This is a genomic window from Bradyrhizobium sp. LA2.1, from assembly GCF_040547725.1.
GTDB classification, from domain to species: Bacteria; Pseudomonadota; Alphaproteobacteria; order Rhizobiales; family Xanthobacteraceae; genus Bradyrhizobium; species Bradyrhizobium barranii.
Map to the genome: position 1 here is coordinate 262,072 of NZ_JBEPQI010000007.1, position 17,191 is coordinate 279,262.

Sequence of the window (17,191 nt, forward strand, 5' to 3'; positions counted from 1 at the left end):
GCGCTTTGCGCCTTTGCCCACCCTACGAGACCGGGGCTTCCCTACTCCGCCGCGATCTGCCTCGGCGCGGGCGGTGGGCTCGCGAGGTCGGCGGCGAGCTGGGCGTAGCGGGCTTTCGCATCCGCGACGGCCTTCTCCTTCACCGGGCCGTAGCCGCGGATGCGGTCGGGCAGCGATAGCAGCTCCACTGCGGTGTCGATCGTGACCGGCGAGAGCAGGCCGAGCACGGTGGCGACGTCCTTCTCGTAGCCCACGATCAGATCGCGCTCGAGCTTGCGGTCGGCGCTGTGGCCGAAGATGTCGAGCGGCGTGCCGCGCAGGAACTTGAATTTCGCGAGCACCCTGAATGCCTTCAGCATCCACGGGCCGAACGCGCGCTTCTTCGGGCGACCCAGCGCGTCGACGCCGCGGCTGAGGATCGGCGGGGCAAGGTTGAAGTTGAACTTGAAGTCGCCCTCGAACTGGTCGCGGAGCTGCTGCTCGAAAGCGCCGTCGGTATAGAGCCGCGCAACCTCGTATTCGTCCTTGTAGGCCAGCAGCTTGGCATAGTTCACCGCGACCGCGCGCGGCAGCGCATCGTCATAACCGCCCTGCTTGGCGGCATCGCGAACCTGATCGACCAGCTTGCGATAGCGTTTTGCGAGGCGGCCGCTCTGGTAGGCGGTCAGGTGCTTGGCGCGATGCGCGACGACCTCATCCAGCGTCATTGCGTCGAGCGTCTTCGGCGCGACAACCTCGTCCGCCCCCTTCAGCATGTCGGCGAGGCGCTGGGGATCGGCGACCGCGAGACGGCCGAGGCGGAAGGCCTCCTTGTTCATCTTGATCGCGACGCCGTTGACCTCGATCGCCTGCTCGATCGATTCTGCCGACAGCGGGAACAGGCCTTTCTGATAGGCATATCCCATCATCATCATGTTGGTGGCGATGCTGTCGCCAAGCAGCTGCTCGGCCGGCTTGGTGAAGTCGAAGAACACCGAGTCCTTGTGCAGCGCCGTTTCCAGCAGCCCGTTCAGCTTGCGGGTCTGGAAGTTGAAGTCGCGGTTGAGGACGAAGTCGGCGGTGGGAATGACGTGGCTGTTGATGATGCCGCGGGTGCGGCTGGTGTCGCAGAGCGAGATCGTGTCCTTGGCGACCGCGACCACCTCGTCGGCGGCGAGCACGAGATCCGCCGTACCAGTGACGATGCGCGAGCAGGTCACCTCGGCCGGATGATCCGACAGACGGACGTGACTGAGCACCGCCCCGCCCTTCTGCGCCAAGCCCGACATGTCGAGGATCATCGAGGCCTTGCCCTCGATATGAGCGGCCATGCCGAGCAGCGCACCGATCGTGAGCACACCGGTGCCGCCGACACCGCCGACTGCGATATTATAGGGCTTATCCACCGTCGGCCGAGACGCGGGCTCCGGCAGCTCGCCGATGTCACCGAGATCGGCCGGCGCACGATGGCGCGGCTTGCCGCCGTCGACGGTGACGAAGGACGGGCAGAAGCCCTTCACGCAGGAATAGTCCTTGTTGCAGGACGACTGGTTGATGGCGCGCTTGCGGCCGAACTCGGTCTCCAGGGGCTCGACCGAGATGCAGTTCGACTGCACCGAGCAGTCGCCGCAGCCTTCGCAGACCGCCGGGTTGATCATGACGCGGCGCGCCGGATCCTCCATCAGGCCGCGCTTGCGGCGGCGGCGCTTTTCGGCCGCGCAGGTCTGCACGAAGACGATCGCCGAGGTGCCCTTGTACTCGCGGCACATCTTCATGACGTTGTCGAGTTCGTCGCGGTGATACAGCTTCACGCCGGGCGCGATGGTGTCGGCCGGATAGGTATCGGGCGCCTCCGAGACCAGGTAGATCTCGCGGATGCCTTCGGCGTGGAGCTGGAACGTGATCTGCTGCGGCGATAGATCGCCGTCATGGCGCTGTCCGCCGGTCATGGCGACGGCGTCGTTGTAGAGGATCTTGTAGGTGATGTTGGTTTTGGAGGCGACGGCCTGCCGGATGGCGAGAAGGCCGGAGTGGAAGTAGGTGCCGTCGCCGAGATTGGCGAAGATGTGGTTCTCGTTGGTGAAGGGCGCGATGCCGACCCACGGCACGCCCTCGCCGCCCATATGCGTGAACGTCTCGGTCGAGCGATCCATCCACAGCGCCATGAAGTGACAGCCGATCCCGGCGAGCGCGCGGCTGCCTTCGGGGACCTTGGTGGACGTGTTGTGGGGACAGCCGGAGCAGAAATACGGTACGCGAGAGACAGGCGCCGTCGCCTGCATTTGCGTGGCCTGGCGGCCGTTGAACCAGTCGGCCTTGGCGCGGAGCATCTCCGCGATCTCGGGGTTGAGATTGAGGCGGAGAAGCCGCTCGGTGAGCGAGGTCGCAAGCGAGGCGACGCTGAGTTCGGCGGCGAAGGTCAGGAAGCGTTTGTCGTGCTCGTCCATCTTGCCGACGATGCGCGGGCGGACGTCGTCGCGCCAGTTGAACAGCTCCTGCTTGACCTGGTTCTCGACGATCTCGCGCCGTTCCTCGATGATGAATATCTCTTCGAGGCCGACCGCAAACTGGCGTACGCCTTCCGGCTCCAGCGGCCAGGGCATGCCGATCTTGTAGAGGCGAAGCCCGATCTTGGCGGCGACCTCCTCGGTGATCCCGAGCTCGCGCAGCGCCTGGCGGACGTCCTCGTAGCTCTTGCCCGACGCCATGATGCCGAAACGGGCGTTCGGCGAATCCATAGTGACGCGGTTGACCTTGTTGGCGCGCGCAAAGGCGATCGCGGCAAAGCCCTTGTAGTCCTGGAGGCGGCGGTCCTGCTCGAAGCGGTCGTCAGGCCAGCGCAGATTGAGGCCACCGGGCGGCAGCTCGAAATCGGGCGGGATGATGAACGGCTTCATCTCGTCGGTGAGGTCGATCTCGGCGGTAGTCTCCACCGTCTCCGTGATCACCTTCATGCCGACCCAGCAGCCCGAATAGCGCGACATCGCGATGCCGAGCAGGCCCATCTCGATCATTTCGTGGATGCTGGAGGGATAGAGATACGGCATCAAAGCCGACATGAAGGCGTGGTCGGACTGATGCGGAACAGTGGAGGATTTTGCACCGTGGTCGTCGCCGGCCAGACACAGCACACCGCCGTTCTTGGCCGAGCCGGCGGCATTGCCGTGGCGGAACACGTCGCCGCAGCGATCGACGCCGGGGCCCTTGCCGTACCAGATGCCGACGACGCCATCATATTTGGCGCCGGGCGAGAGGTTGAGCTGCTGCGAGCCCCACACCGCGGTCGCCGCTAAATCCTCGTTCACGCCGGGCTGGAACTTGATGTTGTACTGCTCGAGATGCTTTCGCGCCGCGAAGAGCTGCTGGTCATAGCCGCCGAGCGGCGAGCCGCGATAGCCGGAGATGAAGCCCGCGGTGTTGAGGCCGTTGGCGCGGTCGCGCCGGATCTGGGCCATCGGCAACCGGACCAGGGCCTGGATGCCCGTGGTGAAGACGTGTCCGGTTTCCTGGGTGTATTTCTGGTCGAGACTGATCGGACCCTGGTTGATACCCATTCTTGTCCTCTTCCGCCCGTTTGAGCGTTTGGCCACTTAAGCCGTTGCCTGCCCGTTGTTTTTAGCTAGGGCGCGCCGACCAACTCCGCCACTCTATGTCGGATATTTAACGCTCCGCATCACAAATCTGGACCAAAGGAAGCGCCTGGTAATAATCGCAATTTCGTGGCTGCAAAGGCATCAAGCATTTTCAATTTGTGTCACCATACCCCCACCGACGCGAAACGACGTGAGGCTCCTATCCGGGCGATTGGTCGCAGGGGAAGCTTTCGATGCGAATGATTCTGGCTGTTGTCGCATTGTGCAGTGCAGTTGCGAGCGCGGCCCGCGCCGCCGAGCCATCGCCGGAGCTGATCGCCTATGGCAAGGCGCTGGTCGAGGCCGGCGACTGCGCGGGCTGCCACACCACCGATCCGGCAAAGCCATTCGCGGGCGGAAAGCGCATCGATACCCCCTTCGGCGCGATCTACGCGCCGAACCTGACGCCGGATCGTGACACCGGGATCGGCGCCTGGACCGACGCCGATTTCACCCGCGCGGTGCGCACCGGCGTCGCGCCCGACGGCTCGAACTATTACCCGGCCTTCCCCTATCCCTATTTCACGAAGGTGACGAAGGACGACACGCTAGCGATCCGGGCCTATCTCGGAACGCTGGCGCCCGTCGCGAGCCGCAACAAGCCGCCAGAGCTGCGCTGGCCGTTCGGTTATCGCGGCCTAATGCGGGTCTGGAACGCGATGTATTTCAAGCCCGGCCTGTTCGAGCCGGACCAGAGCCAGAGCGCGGCGTGGAACAGAGGCGGCTATCTCGTCACCGGGCTCGGCCATTGCGGCGCCTGCCACACGCCGAAGAACTATTTCGGCGCGGACAAAACTGCGCAAGCGCTGTCGGGCAACGAGGTCGGCGGCTGGTACGCACCAAGGCTCGATGGCGCCGCGCGCACCGGGCTGAAGTCGTGGAGCGTCGAGGACATCACGGAATATCTCCAGAGCGGCCGCAACGCCAAAAGCCATGCCGGCGGGCTGATGGCCGAGGTGGTCGTCGGCTCGACCTCGAAGATGAGCGATGCCGATGTGCGCGCCATCGCGGAATATCTGAAGAGCCTGCCGCCGTCGCGGCGCGAGACGATCGTGACGCCGCCCGACGATGCCGAGATGAAGGCCGGTCAGGCCGTCTACGCAAAACTCTGCATCGCGTGCCATGAAGCCGACGGCTCCGGCGCGCCGCGCATCTATCCGCCCCTGCCCGGCAACGCGCTTCTGCAATCGGTCAATCCGTCCTCCAGCTTGCGCATCATCCTCGACGGCGCCCACACCGTGACGACGCCACGCGCGCCCAACAGCGGCGAGATGCCGGGCTATGCCAAGCAATTGTCCGACGAAGAGATCGCCGCAGTGACGAACTACATCCGCAATTCCTGGGGCAACGCCGCGCCGCTGGTGACCACGGCGCAGGTGGCGAAGGCGCGGAAGGAGCAGTAGTTCACTCTCCTCGGTATTCACCAGAGGTCGTCATGCCCGGGCTTGTCCCGGGCATCCACGTTCTTTCGTTCCGTGGCAAAGGTCGTGGATGGCCGGGACCGGCCCGGCCATGACGCCGTGGATGCGATAGCGCTCAAACTCTACGAAAGGCGAAGTAAGCCCTACCGCTCCTCGCCTTCCGTGAACACGAATTTCGGCATCTCCCATTTGTAGCGCACCGCGAGCAGGCGGAAGCTGACGCCGAGGACAAACGTCAAGAGCGTCCAGAGCTCCGCGTTGAGTTTCAAGCCGAAGGCGGTGGCGTAGAACAGGCCGGTCGCCACCGAAACGGTCGCATAGAGCTCGGAGCGGAACAGCAGCGGCACGTCGTTGCAGAGCACGTCGCGCAGCACCCCGCCCGCGCAGCCGGTCACCATGCCGGAGACGATGACGATCGGCAGCGTGGCATTCGTCTGCCAGGCGATGTCGCAGCCGGCCATGGTGAAGACGACGAGGCCGATGGCATCGAGCACGATGAAGGCCACCTTCAGCCGGTGCACGAGCCGCGCGATCAGGATGGTGAGGAAGGCAGCGCCGCCGGCCAGAGCGAGGTAGATGGGATGAGCGACCCAGGCCAGCGGATAGTGCCCGAGGAAGAGATCGCGCAAGGTGCCGCCGCCGAGCGCGGTGATACAGCCGAGGAAGCAGACGCCGAGCCAGTCCATGCTCCGGCGGCCGGCCGCGAGCGCGGCGGTCATGCCTTGCGCTGCGACCGCGACCAGCGACAACAGATGCAGCACGCTATCGCTCGGCGGCACGCTCCACATCGCTTTGTTCCCTTCCCCTTCGATGGAACCGACGCGCAACTGTTCCAAAATGAACAGGTTCCCGATTCCTCGCGCAAGGGCAACATGCGACGAAAGCACTAAGGAGGGCGGAACAGAATCTCGCATCTAGGGGTTGTCCAGCCGCAATAATCGAGGAGACAAAATCGATGGCTGACGACCGTTTTCCCAACGATCCGTATCGCCCGAATCTCGCCGATGATGAGTATGTCCGTGCGGCGCGACGGGATGCCGAGCTTCAGGTCGATCCCGAGCTTGGCGAAGGCCCCGCCTCCAGCGGCAAGGTAGCCTTGTTCGCAGTGGCGATCGCCTTGGTACTGGGTGCCGTGTTCTACGGACTGAACAACACGAGCACCGGCAACCAGGCCAGCAACACGCCGGCGACGCAGACCGCCCAGCAGGCTCCGCCTGCGAATCCGGCCGCGCCTCCCGGCATGCGTGACGTGACGCCGCGCAACAACACCGGACCCGGCGTGACCACGGGTGCTGCCCCTAGTAAGCCGGCGGCGCCTGATCCGGCCGCCCCGTCCGAGGGCGCGAAGTAACGACAACAGCTGTCGTCGCCCGGCTTGACCGGGCGACCCAGTATTCCACCAGCGGCGGAGATTGAATCGAGAGGCCGCAGCGTACTGGATGCCCCGCTTGCGCGGGGCATGACACCGAGAGGATGAGAGAGCGGCGGGACCTCACATCCCGCCGCTTTTCGTTTAGCTGAATATCTTGTTGAGTTCGCCGCCGGAATAGCCGGTGCCGAGCTCGGTAAAGGTCCCCTTCTCCGCCATCTCCTTCGCGGCGCGCATGAAGCCGCCCCAGGCGGCGCGGGCGAGCGAGCCGCCGACGCTGATGCGGCGCACGCCGAGATCAGCGGCCTCCTGCAAGGACAGGCCGGACGCGCCGATCAGCAGGTTGAACGGCTTTGGGGCGACAGCCTTCACCACGGCGGCGATGTCCTCGCGCGTCTTCAGGCCCGGCGCGTAGAGACAGTCGGCGCCGGCATCGGCATAGGCCGTAAGCCGGTCGATGACGAGCTTGAGGTCGGTCACGCCCCACAGATACGCCTCGCAGCGGCCGACCAGCAGCGTTCCGCTGTCGCCGATCGCCTTGCGCGAGGCCTTGATGCGCTCGACCGCCAGCGCGCGCTCGTAGAGCGGCTTGTCCTTGTCGCCGGTGGAATCCTCGATCGAGAGGCCGGCGACGCCGGTGCGCACACCGCGCTCGACATTGTCCGCGACCTTGTCCGGCTCGACCGCAAATCCGCCCTCGAAATCCGCATTCACGGGGATGTCGACGGCCGAGCACAATGCTGCCAGATGCTGACAGACGTCATCGACCGTGACGTGGTTGTCGGCCTTGCCGATGGTCCAGGCAAAGCCCGCGCTCGATGAGGCCAGTGCCTTGAACCCGAGATGCTGCAACGCCCTGGCGCTGCCGACGTCGACCGGATTGGGCAGGATGAAGCAGCCGCTCTCGTGCATCGTCTTGAACGTCGCGCGCTTGTCAGCGGTTGTCACATGCATGTTTCTCTCCCTTGTTGGCCGCGCAGACATAAGCGCGCGCAAATGCAAACGCTAGTGCGCGTCGTGCACGGCGCGGCTGTCCTTCGGCGCCTGCTCGCGATCATTCATGCCGTAGTCGCGGATGACGCTGGCGATGCGCAGGTGATAATCGGCAAAGATCTTCGCCCTGCCCTTCGCCTGCGTGCGCCGGTGCTCCATCGTATTGCGCCAGGCCTGGACTGCTGCCTCGTCCCGCCAGAACGACAACGACAGGATCTTGCCCTTCTCGGTCAGGCTTTCAAAGCGCTCGACCGAGATGAAGCCATCGATGGTTTGCAGGATCGGCTTCAGGTCGGCCGCGAGGTCGAAGTAGTCCTGGCGATGTTCCGGCTTGGGCCAGACTTCGAAAATCACGGCGATCATGGGCGTCTCCTTTGCGTTGGCGGTCTACAATACCACCTTGCGCAGGAAGGTGCGCTCTTCCGCGAGGATGAATTTGTTCTCCTCGGCGAAATGGAAGTTGGCCATGCCGTCTGCGTCCTGCCGCAGCCGGGCGCGATAGGCCTCATAGGCGGCCAGACTCTCGAAGGTGATCAGCGCAAACGCGATGTTGTTGGTGCCCTCATGCGGCATGAAATAGCCGATCAGGTCGCCGCCGCATTTCGGGATGATGGTGAGCCAGCGCTTCGAGTACTCCTCGAACTGCGCACGCTTGAAGGGATCGAGCTGGTAGCGGATGAAGACGGTGACGGACATGGTGAGCTCCCTGATTTTTCATTGCGGCAAGCGCGAGCAACACCGTCGCCGCTGAAGCAACTGGATTGCTTCGCTTCGCTCGCAATGACGTGTTCGCAGGGACAGACTACGTCCTTGCTCCACCGCAATGCTTCGGCTACCATCGAAGCATGAAATCAGGTCCTGACATCGCCATGATTGCCTCGCTGGTCGGCGACCCCGCCCGCGCCAACATGCTCACCGCGCTGATGAACGGCCGCGCGCTGACGGCGAGCGAGCTCGCGCAGGAGGCCGGCATCACGCCGCAGACCGCGAGCTCGCATCTGGCCAAGCTCGAGGCCGGCGGGCTGATCGAGCCGGAGAAGCAGGGCCGCCACCGCTACTACCGCCTCACCGACGACGACGTCGCCGGCGTGCTCGAAGGCCTTGCGGGACTTGCCGCGCGCACCGGCCACATGCGCGTGCGCACCGGGCCGAAGGATCCGGCGCTGCGGCGCGCGCGGATCTGCTACGACCACCTCGCCGGCGATCTCGGCGTGCAGATGCTCGACAGTCTACGCACGCGAAACCTGGTCAGGCAGAAGAAGCAGGACATCGAGCTGACGGCCGAGGGCGAGCGCTTTCTCGCAAAGCATTTGCAGATCTCGCCCGACATGCTCACCCATCCGCGCCGTCCGGTGTGCAAGGCGTGCCTGGACTGGAGCGAGCGGCGCCATCATCTCGCCGGCACGCTGGGCGCCGCCATGATGCAGCGGTTCGCCGAGCTGAAATGGGCCGCGCGCGACGCCACGCCCGGCAGCCGCGTGGTGAACTTCACCCGCACCGGCGAGAAGCAGTTTGCGACGCTGTTCGGGACCGGGAAGGATTGATCACGCGAGAGGCGTGACGGCACACAATCGCGTGTGAACTCTCGCTCTCGTCATGGCCGGGCTTGACCCGGCCATCCACGTCGTTAGTGCAGGTCGCGCAGAACCACGTGGATGCCCGGGACAAGCCCGGGCATGACGGAGATCCTCTCTCCCACCGTCATATGACCCAGAGCCTTCAATGAACCGCATCCTCCCGGTTACGCTTGCCGCAGCCCTCCTCGCTTCCCCGTTCACGTCCACCCACGCCGCCGACACCACCCCGCGCGAGCCCTACGGCATCGCGCTCGAAGGCTTTGCCTATCCGTATCCCGTGCATCTGCTGCCTGTCATCAATGACGGCGAGCAGCTCAGCATGGCCTATATGGACGTTGCGCCCGAGCGGCCGAACGGCCGCACCGTCGTGCTGCTGCACGGGCGCAATTTTCCGTCGAGCTACTGGGCGCCCGTCATCAAGATGCTGAGCGAGGCAGGCTTCCGCGTCGTGGTGCCGGACCAGATCGGCTTCGGCAAATCTTCGAAGCCGACCGGCGAATTGCACTTCGACACGCTGGCGCGCAACACCATTGCGCTGCTCGATCATCTCAAGATCGACAAAGCCGAGGTCGTCGCGCATTCGCTCGGCGGCATGCTGGGCGTGCGCATCGCCCGCGCCTATCCGGACCGCGTCGCCCATCTCGTGCTGACCGCACCGATCGGGCTGGAAGACTACCGTCTCTATGTGCCGCCAACGCCGACCGAGAAGATCATCGAGAGCGAGGACAAGCTCACACCCGACGGCTATCGCAAGCAGCTCCAGACCAATTACGCGATCAAGCTGCCGCCCGACGCGATCACGCCGTTCGTCGACGCCCGCTACAACATCAAGGGCAGCCCGGACTATCCGCGCTGGCTGCGCGCCTACGTCAGCTCCGGCCAGATGATCTATCGCGAGCCGGTCGCGCACGAGGTCGCGTTGATCACCGAGCCGACGCTGTTCATCATGGGCGCCGACGATCACAACGCGCCGGGCCGACCGAACGCGCCGGAGGCATTGCGCGCGAAAATGGGCCAGAACGCCGAGCTCGCGAAAGCGCTTGCGGCCAAGATGCCGAACGCACGGGCCGAGGTGATCCCGGACACTGGCCACCTCGTCTTCCTGGAGGCGCCGGAGAAGTACAAGGAATTGGTGCTGGGCTTTCTTGGCCGCTAGAGCGCTTTCGAGCGAAGTGGATAGCGGTTCGCGTCAAGAAAACGCATCAGCATTAAGAACCTGGAGCCCCGTTCCGATTCCATCGGGACGGCGCTCCAGCGCAATTGCTGTCGCCAGAAGCCGTATGCGGAGAATGTTCATGCCGCATTCAGGTCATGATTGGCAGGTTTGGATCGCGACGTGTCGGCACGTCCCCAAATTTAACGTGTCGAATCGTGTCTTTTGATTCATTGTGCGCCGCAAGCGCTCCAAAAACCTGCCCAAGGACAAGAGGAAGATCTCATGAAATACCTGTTTGCCGCCGTCATGCTCGCCAGCGCGGTCGTCGGTTTCAGCGAAGCGGCCAGCGCCGCCGGCGGCTGCGGCCCCGGCTGGTACCGCGGCGCCTATGGCGGCTGCCGCCCGATGCGCGGTGCGGTCGTTGTGCGGCCCGGCCCGGTGGTGGTTGCCCCGCCGGTCGTCGTCGTGCCCCGCGCCCGCGTCTGCCCGTACGGCTTCCGTTGGTGGGGTGGCCGCTGCCGCCCGATCTGATCTCGTCTTTTCGCGTTACGAAGTGGCCGCGCGGCGAAAGCCTGCGCGGCCATTTTCGTTTTGAACGCCTGGCGTCGCATCCGCCGGCTCCAAATCAAAACGGGGACCGCAATCGCGATCCCCGTTCAAGGCCTGGCGTGTGCCGAGCTTACCAGTGGTGGCGGTGCCAGCGCCGGCGATGCCAACCCCAGTGGCGGCGGCGCCAGCCCCAATGGCGGTGATGGCCATGCCAATGCACCTGCTCGGGCTTGAGCTGCGCGGTCTCCTCACTGGTGGTGACGGCGGGACGAGCGTCGGGATTGCCTTGCGGCGCGCGCGCGGGATCACCAAGCGGCTGCGGCGCCAACGGCGCAGCTTGTGCGGTCGCGGTCAACGTCGCGGCTCCAGCCGCGACGCCGAATGCAAGTTTCAAAAAGTTCCGACGCTCCATGACATGTCCTCTAGGCTATCGAGCAAGTGATGCAGAGGGAGTGTCGCGGTCACGACATGAACGAAAGCTGAATCGCATCTTCAGGTTCATGACATGGGTGTCAGGGACAAGCGGGCTGCGGGACTCGGTGCGGACTACGCTCCGGCGTCCTGCTTCGCAAACTCCTGCGCCAGCACCAGCGTCTCGCGCGTGCGCTTCACGTCGGGCCAGTCGCGGTTGAAATCGGCGACGAGCTGCTTCAACGCATCGCCCTTCAACATCGCAGCCAGCTTGGCCTCGTCATCGAACTGATACATCGCCTGATGCAGCGAGGGATCGTCCAGGCTCCAGAACCGCCAGGCCTTAGCTACGCCGAACGCCTTCACCGCGTCGGGCACATGCGCGGTCTCGTACCATGTGTCGAAGGCGGCGCGCTTGCTGGCGTCGGTGACGGTCGCGCGAACGACGAAGTAGGCAGCAGGCATGTGTTTCCTCCCGTTGTTTGGCCGCAGCATAGACGGTTATAGTCGCGGCAACAAAAAGCCCGCGCGACGGAACATTCGGATCGCGCCGATGGGGGAAGGAATGGCCATGCGCAGGATCATCACGGGCCTCGTTGCGATCACCTGCCTGTGGCCCACGGCCTCGCTCGCCGAAATCATCCGCTTCGACATCCTCGCGCGCGAGCCCGCCTTTGCCGGGCGCAGCTTTGGCGATGTCGGCACCTATGAGCGCATCACCGCGCGCGCGACCTTCGCGCTCAACCCGTCCGACGATCGCAACGCCGTCATCACCGACCTCGCGCTCGCGCCGCGTAGCTCCGACGGCAAGGTGGCAGCCACCGCCGACGTCGTGATCCTGCGTCCCACCGATCCCACCCACGGCAACGGCACGTTGCTGCTCGAGGTGCCCAATCGCGGCCGCAAGCTGGCACCGCAATTGTTCGACGATTCCGCCCAGCCCGGCGCCAACAATGCCGACAAGGCCGAGGACGCCGGCATCGGCTTCCTGCATCGCCAGGGCTTTACGATGGTCTGGGTCGGCTGGCAGGGCGACATCCCCTCCAGGCCCGGCCAGATGGCGATGACGGCGCCGGTGCTGAAGACCATCACCGGGCCCGCGCGCGAAGAGGTGGTCTTCGACAACACGACCAATCCCGCGCGTGCGACGCTGACCTGGCCGGCGACTGATGCCGCCGACCTCAAGGTCTCCGTGCGCGCCGCCTGGGCCGATCCGCGGCAGTCGCCTTCCGGCCTCCTCGCAAAGCTCGTCGATCCCGTGACGGTGGAGATCACCCGGCCCGATGGTTTTGATGCCGGCGCGCTCTACGAGATCACCTACACCGCGCGCGATCCTGTGCCGCTCGGCATGGGCTATGCCGCCGTGCGCGACGTCGTCAGCTTTCTCCGCCACGACGAGACGCAGGCGAACCCGCTGCTGAACGGCCTGCATCCCTCTGTCAGCCACGCGATCGGCTTCGGCGTGTCGCAATCCGGCCGCTTCCTGCGCGACTTCCTCTATCTCGGCTTCAACGAGGACCTCCAGGGCCGCACGGTGTTCGACGGATTGATGCCGCATGTCGCGGGCACGCGGCGGATGGCGACCAACGTCCGCTTCGGCCAGCCCGGCCGCAACCCGCGCCATCCGCAGGATCCGGCGTGGCAGGCTGATCTCTTCCCCTTCACCTATGCGAGCCTGAGCGATCCCTATTCCGGCAAGACCGACGGCCTGCTCCGCCGCTGCGCGCTCTCGGCGACGTGCCCGAAGGTGATGCAGACCGACAGCGAGCACGAATGGTGGGCCTCGCACGCCTCGCTGCTGGTCACCGACCTCGCCGGCAACCACCTCGACCTCCCCGACAACGTCCGCGCCTACATGATCTCAGGCACGCCGCATTTTGCCGAAGCCGCCGACGTGATGAAGAAGGGTTTGCCTGCGATGTCGCTGCCGCAAAACCCGATGCATGCGGGCATGCCTATGCGCGCGCTGCTCACCGACCTCAACGCCTGGATCAGCGACGGCATCAAGCCGCCCGCAAGCCGCGTCCCCATGCGCGCCCATGGCACGCTGGTGCCGGCGCAAGGCGCCGTGCCGATGGATATCCCCGGCCTGCCCTATGCCGGCATCCACACGCTCGCCGCCTTCTCCGACCAGAGCGTGCTGCCGCCCAAGGAGGTCGGCCGCTATCCCGTGTTCGTGCCGAAGGCGGACAATGACGGCATGGCCATCGCAGGTATCCGCCAGCTTGCACTCGCGGTGCCACGCGCGACCTACACCGCATGGAATCCGCGCGCGCAGGGATTTGGCCCGACGGCGCTCTATCCGCTGCAAGGCGCAGTGGTGCCGTTCGCACCGACCGAGGCCGCGCGGAAGGAAGTGCATGATCCCAGGCTGTCGATCGCGGAACGATATGCGGATGACGGGGCGTATGTGGCGGCGGTGCGGCGCGAGGCGGCGCGGCAGGTGGCGGAGCGGATTCTGTTGCCGGAGGATGCGGAGCGCGCGGTTGAGGCCGCGAAGCAAGGCAAGCTGGCGAAGCTTGGGCAGTGAGCGAAGCCCAGTGGCCCCGTAGGGTGGGCAAAGCGGAGCGTGCCCACCAGTTCTATCGTCGGCCAAAAGATGGTGGGCACGGCGCAAGTGCGCCTTTGCCCACCCTACGGTCGCTGCCTGCAGAGAAAAAACGTCTTCCCCTGTCGGAACGCCCGTCCTTCATCCGTCCTATGCCCAGACAGCACGGAGACGCCGCATGGCCAACCTCACCCTCACCACCTTCGACTGGGTTCCCGAGATGCCGCGCGGTTTCGTGCGCGACCTGCGCGTACGCTGGGCGCTCGAAGAGGCCGCACTGCCCTATCGCGTCGCGAGCGTGCCGTTCGGCCCGAGGGACGCCGCGCATTTCGCGCACCAGCCGTTCGGCCAGGTGCCGTGGCTGACCGATGGTGACCTCTCGATCTTCGAGAGCGGCGCGATCCTGCTGCATCTGGGTGAGCTCAGCCCAGCATTGATGCCCACCGATCCGCGCGGCCGCAGCGACACGGTCGAATGGGTGTTCGCGGCGCTCAATTCGGTGGAGATGCCGGCCCTGCCCTGGACGATGTTCAAGTTCACCGGCAGTGATGATGGCTCACCTGCCGTGAAGTTCGTCGACGACTTCCTAAAACTCCGGCTCAAGCACATGGAGACGGTGCTTGCGGTGCGCGAATGGCTGGCGGGCTCCTTCTCCGTCGCCGACATCCTGATGTCGGACGTGCTGCGCGTCGTCGATAAATTCGACGGCCTGGCAACACATCCGGCCTGTCGCAACTACGTCGCACGCGCCACCGCTCGCCCGGCCTTCGCCAAGGCCCACGCCGACCAGATGGCGCATTTCGCTGCGGCGGATGTCAAACGTAGGGCGGATTAGCGCAAGCGTAATCCGCCAACGCATGTTTCAACAAAGATGGTGGCTTACGCCCAGCGAACTGCGCTGGGCGCAGTCGCGGGGCCTAACCCACCCTACGAATTTCGCCTCACACCAACTTCAGCGGCGTGTCCTCAACCACGCGAAGATCGATCCTGCCGATCAGTTGCGCGCGAAGCGCCTCCGCAGCACCGATGGCGCTCTCGGTTTGCTGCAACGTGCTGATGTTCGAACCGAGCGACACGATCCCGCCCAGCACCAGGGCGATCGATCCGAGCGCCGCGGTCAGACCTGTCCCGAACAAGCCGAGGATCGTGACCAAGAGCAGCGCCGCACCACCGCCAATGGCGATCTTGGACGCCAGGATGTACTTCCGGCACCGCTCGGCGATCTCGGCCAGCGCCTCGATCCGATCTTCGATGTCGGAAATCTCGTCGGTCAGATCGTCTTCGGTCATTTGGATCGAGATGCCAAATCAGAAGAAACCAGTCGTCCGCATGAGCGCAGCGACATGCGGGACTAAGGCAAGACCCGGATTTCGCTACGGTCCATCCGGGCTACGAGGCCTCACAACGGCAAATTGTCGTGCTTCTTCGCCGGCGTTTCCACCTTCTTGTCCTTCAGCATCGCCAGCGCCCGGGCGATCCGCTTGCGGGTCGAGTGCGGCATGATGACGTCGTCGATGTAGCCGCGCTCGGCGGCGATGAAGGGGGACAGGAAGCGGTCTTCGTATTCCTTGGTGCGCGCGGCGATCTTGTCGGGGTCGCCGATGTCAGCGCGGAAGATGATCTCGACCGCGCCCTTGGCGCCCATCACCGCGATCTGGGCGGTCGGCCAGGCGTAGTTCATGTCGGCGCCGATCTCCTTGGAGGCCATGACGTCGAAGGCGCCGCCATAGGCCTTGCGGGTGATAATGGTGACCAGCGGCACGGTGCACTGCGAATAGGCGAACAGCAGTTTTGCGCCGTGCTTGATCAGGCCGCCATATTCCTGCGCGGTGCCCGGCAGGAAGCCCGGCACGTCGACGAAGGTGACGATCGGGATGTTGAAGGCATCGCAAAAACGGACGAAGCGCGCCGCCTTGCGCGAAGCGTCGGAGTCGAGCACGCCGGCCAGCACCATCGGCTGGTTGGCGACGAAGCCGACGGTGCGGCCCGCAATGCGGCCAAAGCCCGTGACGATGTTCTTGGCGAAGGCATCCGCGATCTCGAAGAAATCGCCCTCGTCCACGACCTTCAGGATCAGCTCCTTCATGTCGTAGGGCTTGTTCGGATTGTCGGGGATCAGCGTGTCCAAGGACATGTCGACCCGGCCGATGTCGTCAAAGCTCGGCCATTCCGGCACGCCGTCGGTGTTGTTGGACGGCAGGAAGTCGATCAGGCGACGCATCTGCAAGAGCGTCTCGACGTCGTTCTCGAAGGCGCCGTCCGCGATTGAGGAGCGCGTGGCGTGCACCGAGGCGCCGCCGAGCTCTTCCGCCGTGACGACCTCGTTGGTGACGGTCTTCACCACGTCGGGGCCGGTGACGAACATGTAGCTGGTGTTCTTCACCATGAAGATGAAGTCGGTCATGGCAGGCGAATAGACGTCGCCGCCGGCGCAGGGGCCCATGATGACGGAGATCTGCGGGATCACGCCCGAGGCGAGCACGTTGCGGCGGAACACATAGGAATAGCCGGCGAGCGCCGCGACGCCCTCCTGGATGCGGGCGCCGCCCGCGTCATAGAGGCCGATGATGGGCGCCCGCGCCTTCATCGCCATGTCCTGGAGTTTTGTAATTTTCAGCGCGTGCGTTTCCGAGAGCGACCCGCCGAACACCGTAAAGTCCTTGGCGAACACAAACGTCTTGCGGCCGTTGACGGTGCCCCAGCCGGTGACGACGCCGTCGCCGGGGATCTTGTTCTTCTCCATGCCGAACTCGGTGGAGCGGTGCTCGACGAACATGTCGAACTCCTCGAACGATCCCTTGTCGAGCAGGAGCTCGATGCGCTCGCGCGCGGTCAGCTTGCCGCGGGCGTGCTGCGCCTCGATGCGCTTCTCCCCGCCGCCGAGCTTTGCGCCGGCGCGACGATCTTCAAGGGCGTCCAGGATATTCTTCATTTGCTCCCGCCAGTTCTTAGCCTAAATGCGATTGCCGGGGGTTCTAACACGGCATTTTGCGGGCCGGGAAGCCGCTTTCGGCGCCGCAGGGCTGCCTTGCCGCAGCGGGAAAGCGCAAGGAATTACAGAGTTTTGCCTGGGAGACGACAATGGATGAGGTAACGGCCGAGACGGGCGCGGCGACCGGCGGCGTCAAGATCCTGCTGCGGCTGGAAGGCCTGACCCTGTTCACGGGGATGGTGATGCTCTACGCCTCCTGGGGCGGCTCGTGGCTGGTGTTCGCCCTGCTCTTCTTCGTCCCCGATCTGAGCTTTCTGGCGTACCTGGCCGACGCCAGATTCGGGGCGCTGGTCTACAATGCCGCCCACAGCTACATGGCGCCGGTGACGCTGCTGACGCTGGGCTTCGGCTTCGCCTCGCCGCTCACGCTGTCCGTCGCCTTGATCTGGCTCGCCCATATCGGCATCGATCGGGCGCTCGGCTATGGGCTGAAATATTCGGCCGGGTTCGGCTTCACCCATCTCGGGCGGATCGGCCGCCAGAAAGACGCCTGAGGGGATTGCCGTCGTTTTGTCGGCCCCCACCGGTTGACCGGGCCGGCCGATTCAGGCTTGCTCCCTTCAC

The 17,191-nt window shown here is 65.0% G+C and carries 17 protein-coding genes; 8 read left to right on the plus strand and 9 right to left on the minus strand.

The annotated features are described in order from the left end of the window. Positions 1 to 41: 41 nt before the first annotated feature. A complete protein-coding gene (locus tag ABIB95_RS16135; protein WP_354240538.1) occupies positions 42 to 3,533 on the minus strand; it encodes an indolepyruvate ferredoxin oxidoreductase family protein in 3,492 nt (1,163 codons plus the stop codon). Between the two features lie 272 nt (positions 3,534 to 3,805). Here ABIB95_RS16135 and ABIB95_RS16140 point away from each other — a divergent pair, with 272 nt between their 5' ends. Continuing rightward, on the plus strand, positions 3,806 to 5,014 hold the full coding sequence (locus ABIB95_RS16140; protein WP_354240540.1) for a c-type cytochrome: 1,209 nt from the start codon (positions 3,806 to 3,808) through the stop codon (positions 5,012 to 5,014). Between the two features lie 161 nt (positions 5,015 to 5,175). Here the strand turns inward: ABIB95_RS16140 and ABIB95_RS16145 are convergent, their stop codons facing one another. Continuing rightward, positions 5,176 to 5,820, minus strand: a complete 645-nt coding sequence (locus tag ABIB95_RS16145; RefSeq protein ID WP_354240542.1) for a trimeric intracellular cation channel family protein — start codon at positions 5,818 to 5,820, stop codon at positions 5,176 to 5,178. Positions 5,821 to 5,987: 167 nt separating this feature from the next. Here ABIB95_RS16145 and ABIB95_RS16150 point away from each other — a divergent pair, with 167 nt between their 5' ends. Then, a complete protein-coding gene (locus tag ABIB95_RS16150; RefSeq protein ID WP_063982629.1) occupies positions 5,988 to 6,383 on the plus strand; it encodes a hypothetical protein in 396 nt (131 codons plus the stop codon). A 162-nt stretch (positions 6,384 to 6,545) separates the two neighbouring features. Here the strand turns inward: ABIB95_RS16150 and ABIB95_RS16155 are convergent, their stop codons facing one another. Genes ABIB95_RS16155 through ABIB95_RS16165 form a run of 3 tightly spaced genes read right to left on the minus strand, consistent with a single transcriptional unit; the run spans position 6,546 to position 8,090 of the window. Continuing rightward, positions 6,546 to 7,355 (minus strand): isocitrate lyase/PEP mutase family protein, encoded by an 810-nt coding sequence (locus ABIB95_RS16155; protein WP_354240544.1) that lies wholly within the window; start codon positions 7,353 to 7,355, stop codon positions 6,546 to 6,548. Positions 7,356 to 7,406: 51 nt separating this feature from the next. Next, positions 7,407 to 7,757 (minus strand): antibiotic biosynthesis monooxygenase family protein, encoded by a 351-nt coding sequence (locus ABIB95_RS16160; RefSeq protein WP_354240546.1) that lies wholly within the window; start codon positions 7,755 to 7,757, stop codon positions 7,407 to 7,409. A gap of 24 nt (positions 7,758 to 7,781) precedes the next feature. Further along, positions 7,782 to 8,090, minus strand: coding sequence for an NIPSNAP family protein (locus tag ABIB95_RS16165; protein ID WP_028151164.1), 309 nt, complete (start codon positions 8,088 to 8,090; stop codon positions 7,782 to 7,784). Between the two features lie 149 nt (positions 8,091 to 8,239). Between ABIB95_RS16165 and ABIB95_RS16170 the strand changes: the two genes are divergently transcribed. From ABIB95_RS16170 to ABIB95_RS16180, 3 genes are all read left to right on the plus strand, one after another. Continuing rightward, on the plus strand, positions 8,240 to 8,938 hold the full coding sequence (locus tag ABIB95_RS16170; RefSeq protein WP_028154913.1) for a winged helix-turn-helix domain-containing protein: 699 nt from the start codon (positions 8,240 to 8,242) through the stop codon (positions 8,936 to 8,938). Positions 8,939 to 9,116: 178 nt separating this feature from the next. Next, positions 9,117 to 10,127: an alpha/beta fold hydrolase gene (locus ABIB95_RS16175; protein ID WP_354240548.1), complete on the plus strand. Its 1,011-nt coding sequence runs from the start codon at positions 9,117 to 9,119 to the stop codon at positions 10,125 to 10,127. A gap of 282 nt (positions 10,128 to 10,409) precedes the next feature. Next, positions 10,410 to 10,658, plus strand: coding sequence for a GCG_CRPN prefix-to-repeats domain-containing protein (locus ABIB95_RS16180; RefSeq protein WP_063982626.1), 249 nt, complete (start codon positions 10,410 to 10,412; stop codon positions 10,656 to 10,658). 148 nt (positions 10,659 to 10,806) lie between these two features. Here ABIB95_RS16180 and ABIB95_RS16185 read toward each other — a convergent pair whose 3' ends face one another. Next, positions 10,807 to 11,088: a hypothetical protein gene (locus ABIB95_RS16185; RefSeq protein WP_028154910.1), complete on the minus strand. Its 282-nt coding sequence runs from the start codon at positions 11,086 to 11,088 to the stop codon at positions 10,807 to 10,809. Between the two features lie 134 nt (positions 11,089 to 11,222). Next, entirely contained in the window at positions 11,223 to 11,552 is a 330-nt protein-coding gene (locus tag ABIB95_RS16190; RefSeq protein WP_354240551.1) for a hypothetical protein, read from the minus strand. Positions 11,553 to 11,658: 106 nt separating this feature from the next. Between ABIB95_RS16190 and ABIB95_RS16195 the strand changes: the two genes are divergently transcribed. Further along, positions 11,659 to 13,617, plus strand: coding sequence for an alpha/beta hydrolase domain-containing protein (locus ABIB95_RS16195; protein ID WP_354240553.1), 1,959 nt, complete (start codon positions 11,659 to 11,661; stop codon positions 13,615 to 13,617). Between the two features lie 196 nt (positions 13,618 to 13,813). Continuing rightward, positions 13,814 to 14,470, plus strand: a complete 657-nt coding sequence (locus ABIB95_RS16200) for a glutathione S-transferase family protein (RefSeq protein ID WP_354240555.1) — start codon at positions 13,814 to 13,816, stop codon at positions 14,468 to 14,470. 106 nt (positions 14,471 to 14,576) lie between these two features. On the opposite strand, the gene ABIB95_RS16205 is transcribed toward ABIB95_RS16200, so the two are convergent. Both ABIB95_RS16205 and ABIB95_RS16210 read right to left on the minus strand, forming a co-directional pair. Further along, entirely contained in the window at positions 14,577 to 14,924 is a 348-nt protein-coding gene (locus tag ABIB95_RS16205; protein ID WP_247301732.1) for a hypothetical protein, read from the minus strand. Between the two features lie 110 nt (positions 14,925 to 15,034). Further along, entirely contained in the window at positions 15,035 to 16,567 is a 1,533-nt protein-coding gene (locus tag ABIB95_RS16210; protein WP_038943754.1) for an acyl-CoA carboxylase subunit beta, read from the minus strand. 149 nt (positions 16,568 to 16,716) lie between these two features. Here ABIB95_RS16210 and ABIB95_RS16215 point away from each other — a divergent pair, with 149 nt between their 5' ends. Continuing rightward, positions 16,717 to 17,121: a DUF4260 domain-containing protein gene (locus ABIB95_RS16215; protein WP_354240558.1), complete on the plus strand. Its 405-nt coding sequence runs from the start codon at positions 16,717 to 16,719 to the stop codon at positions 17,119 to 17,121. Positions 17,122 to 17,191 lie beyond the last annotated feature (70 nt).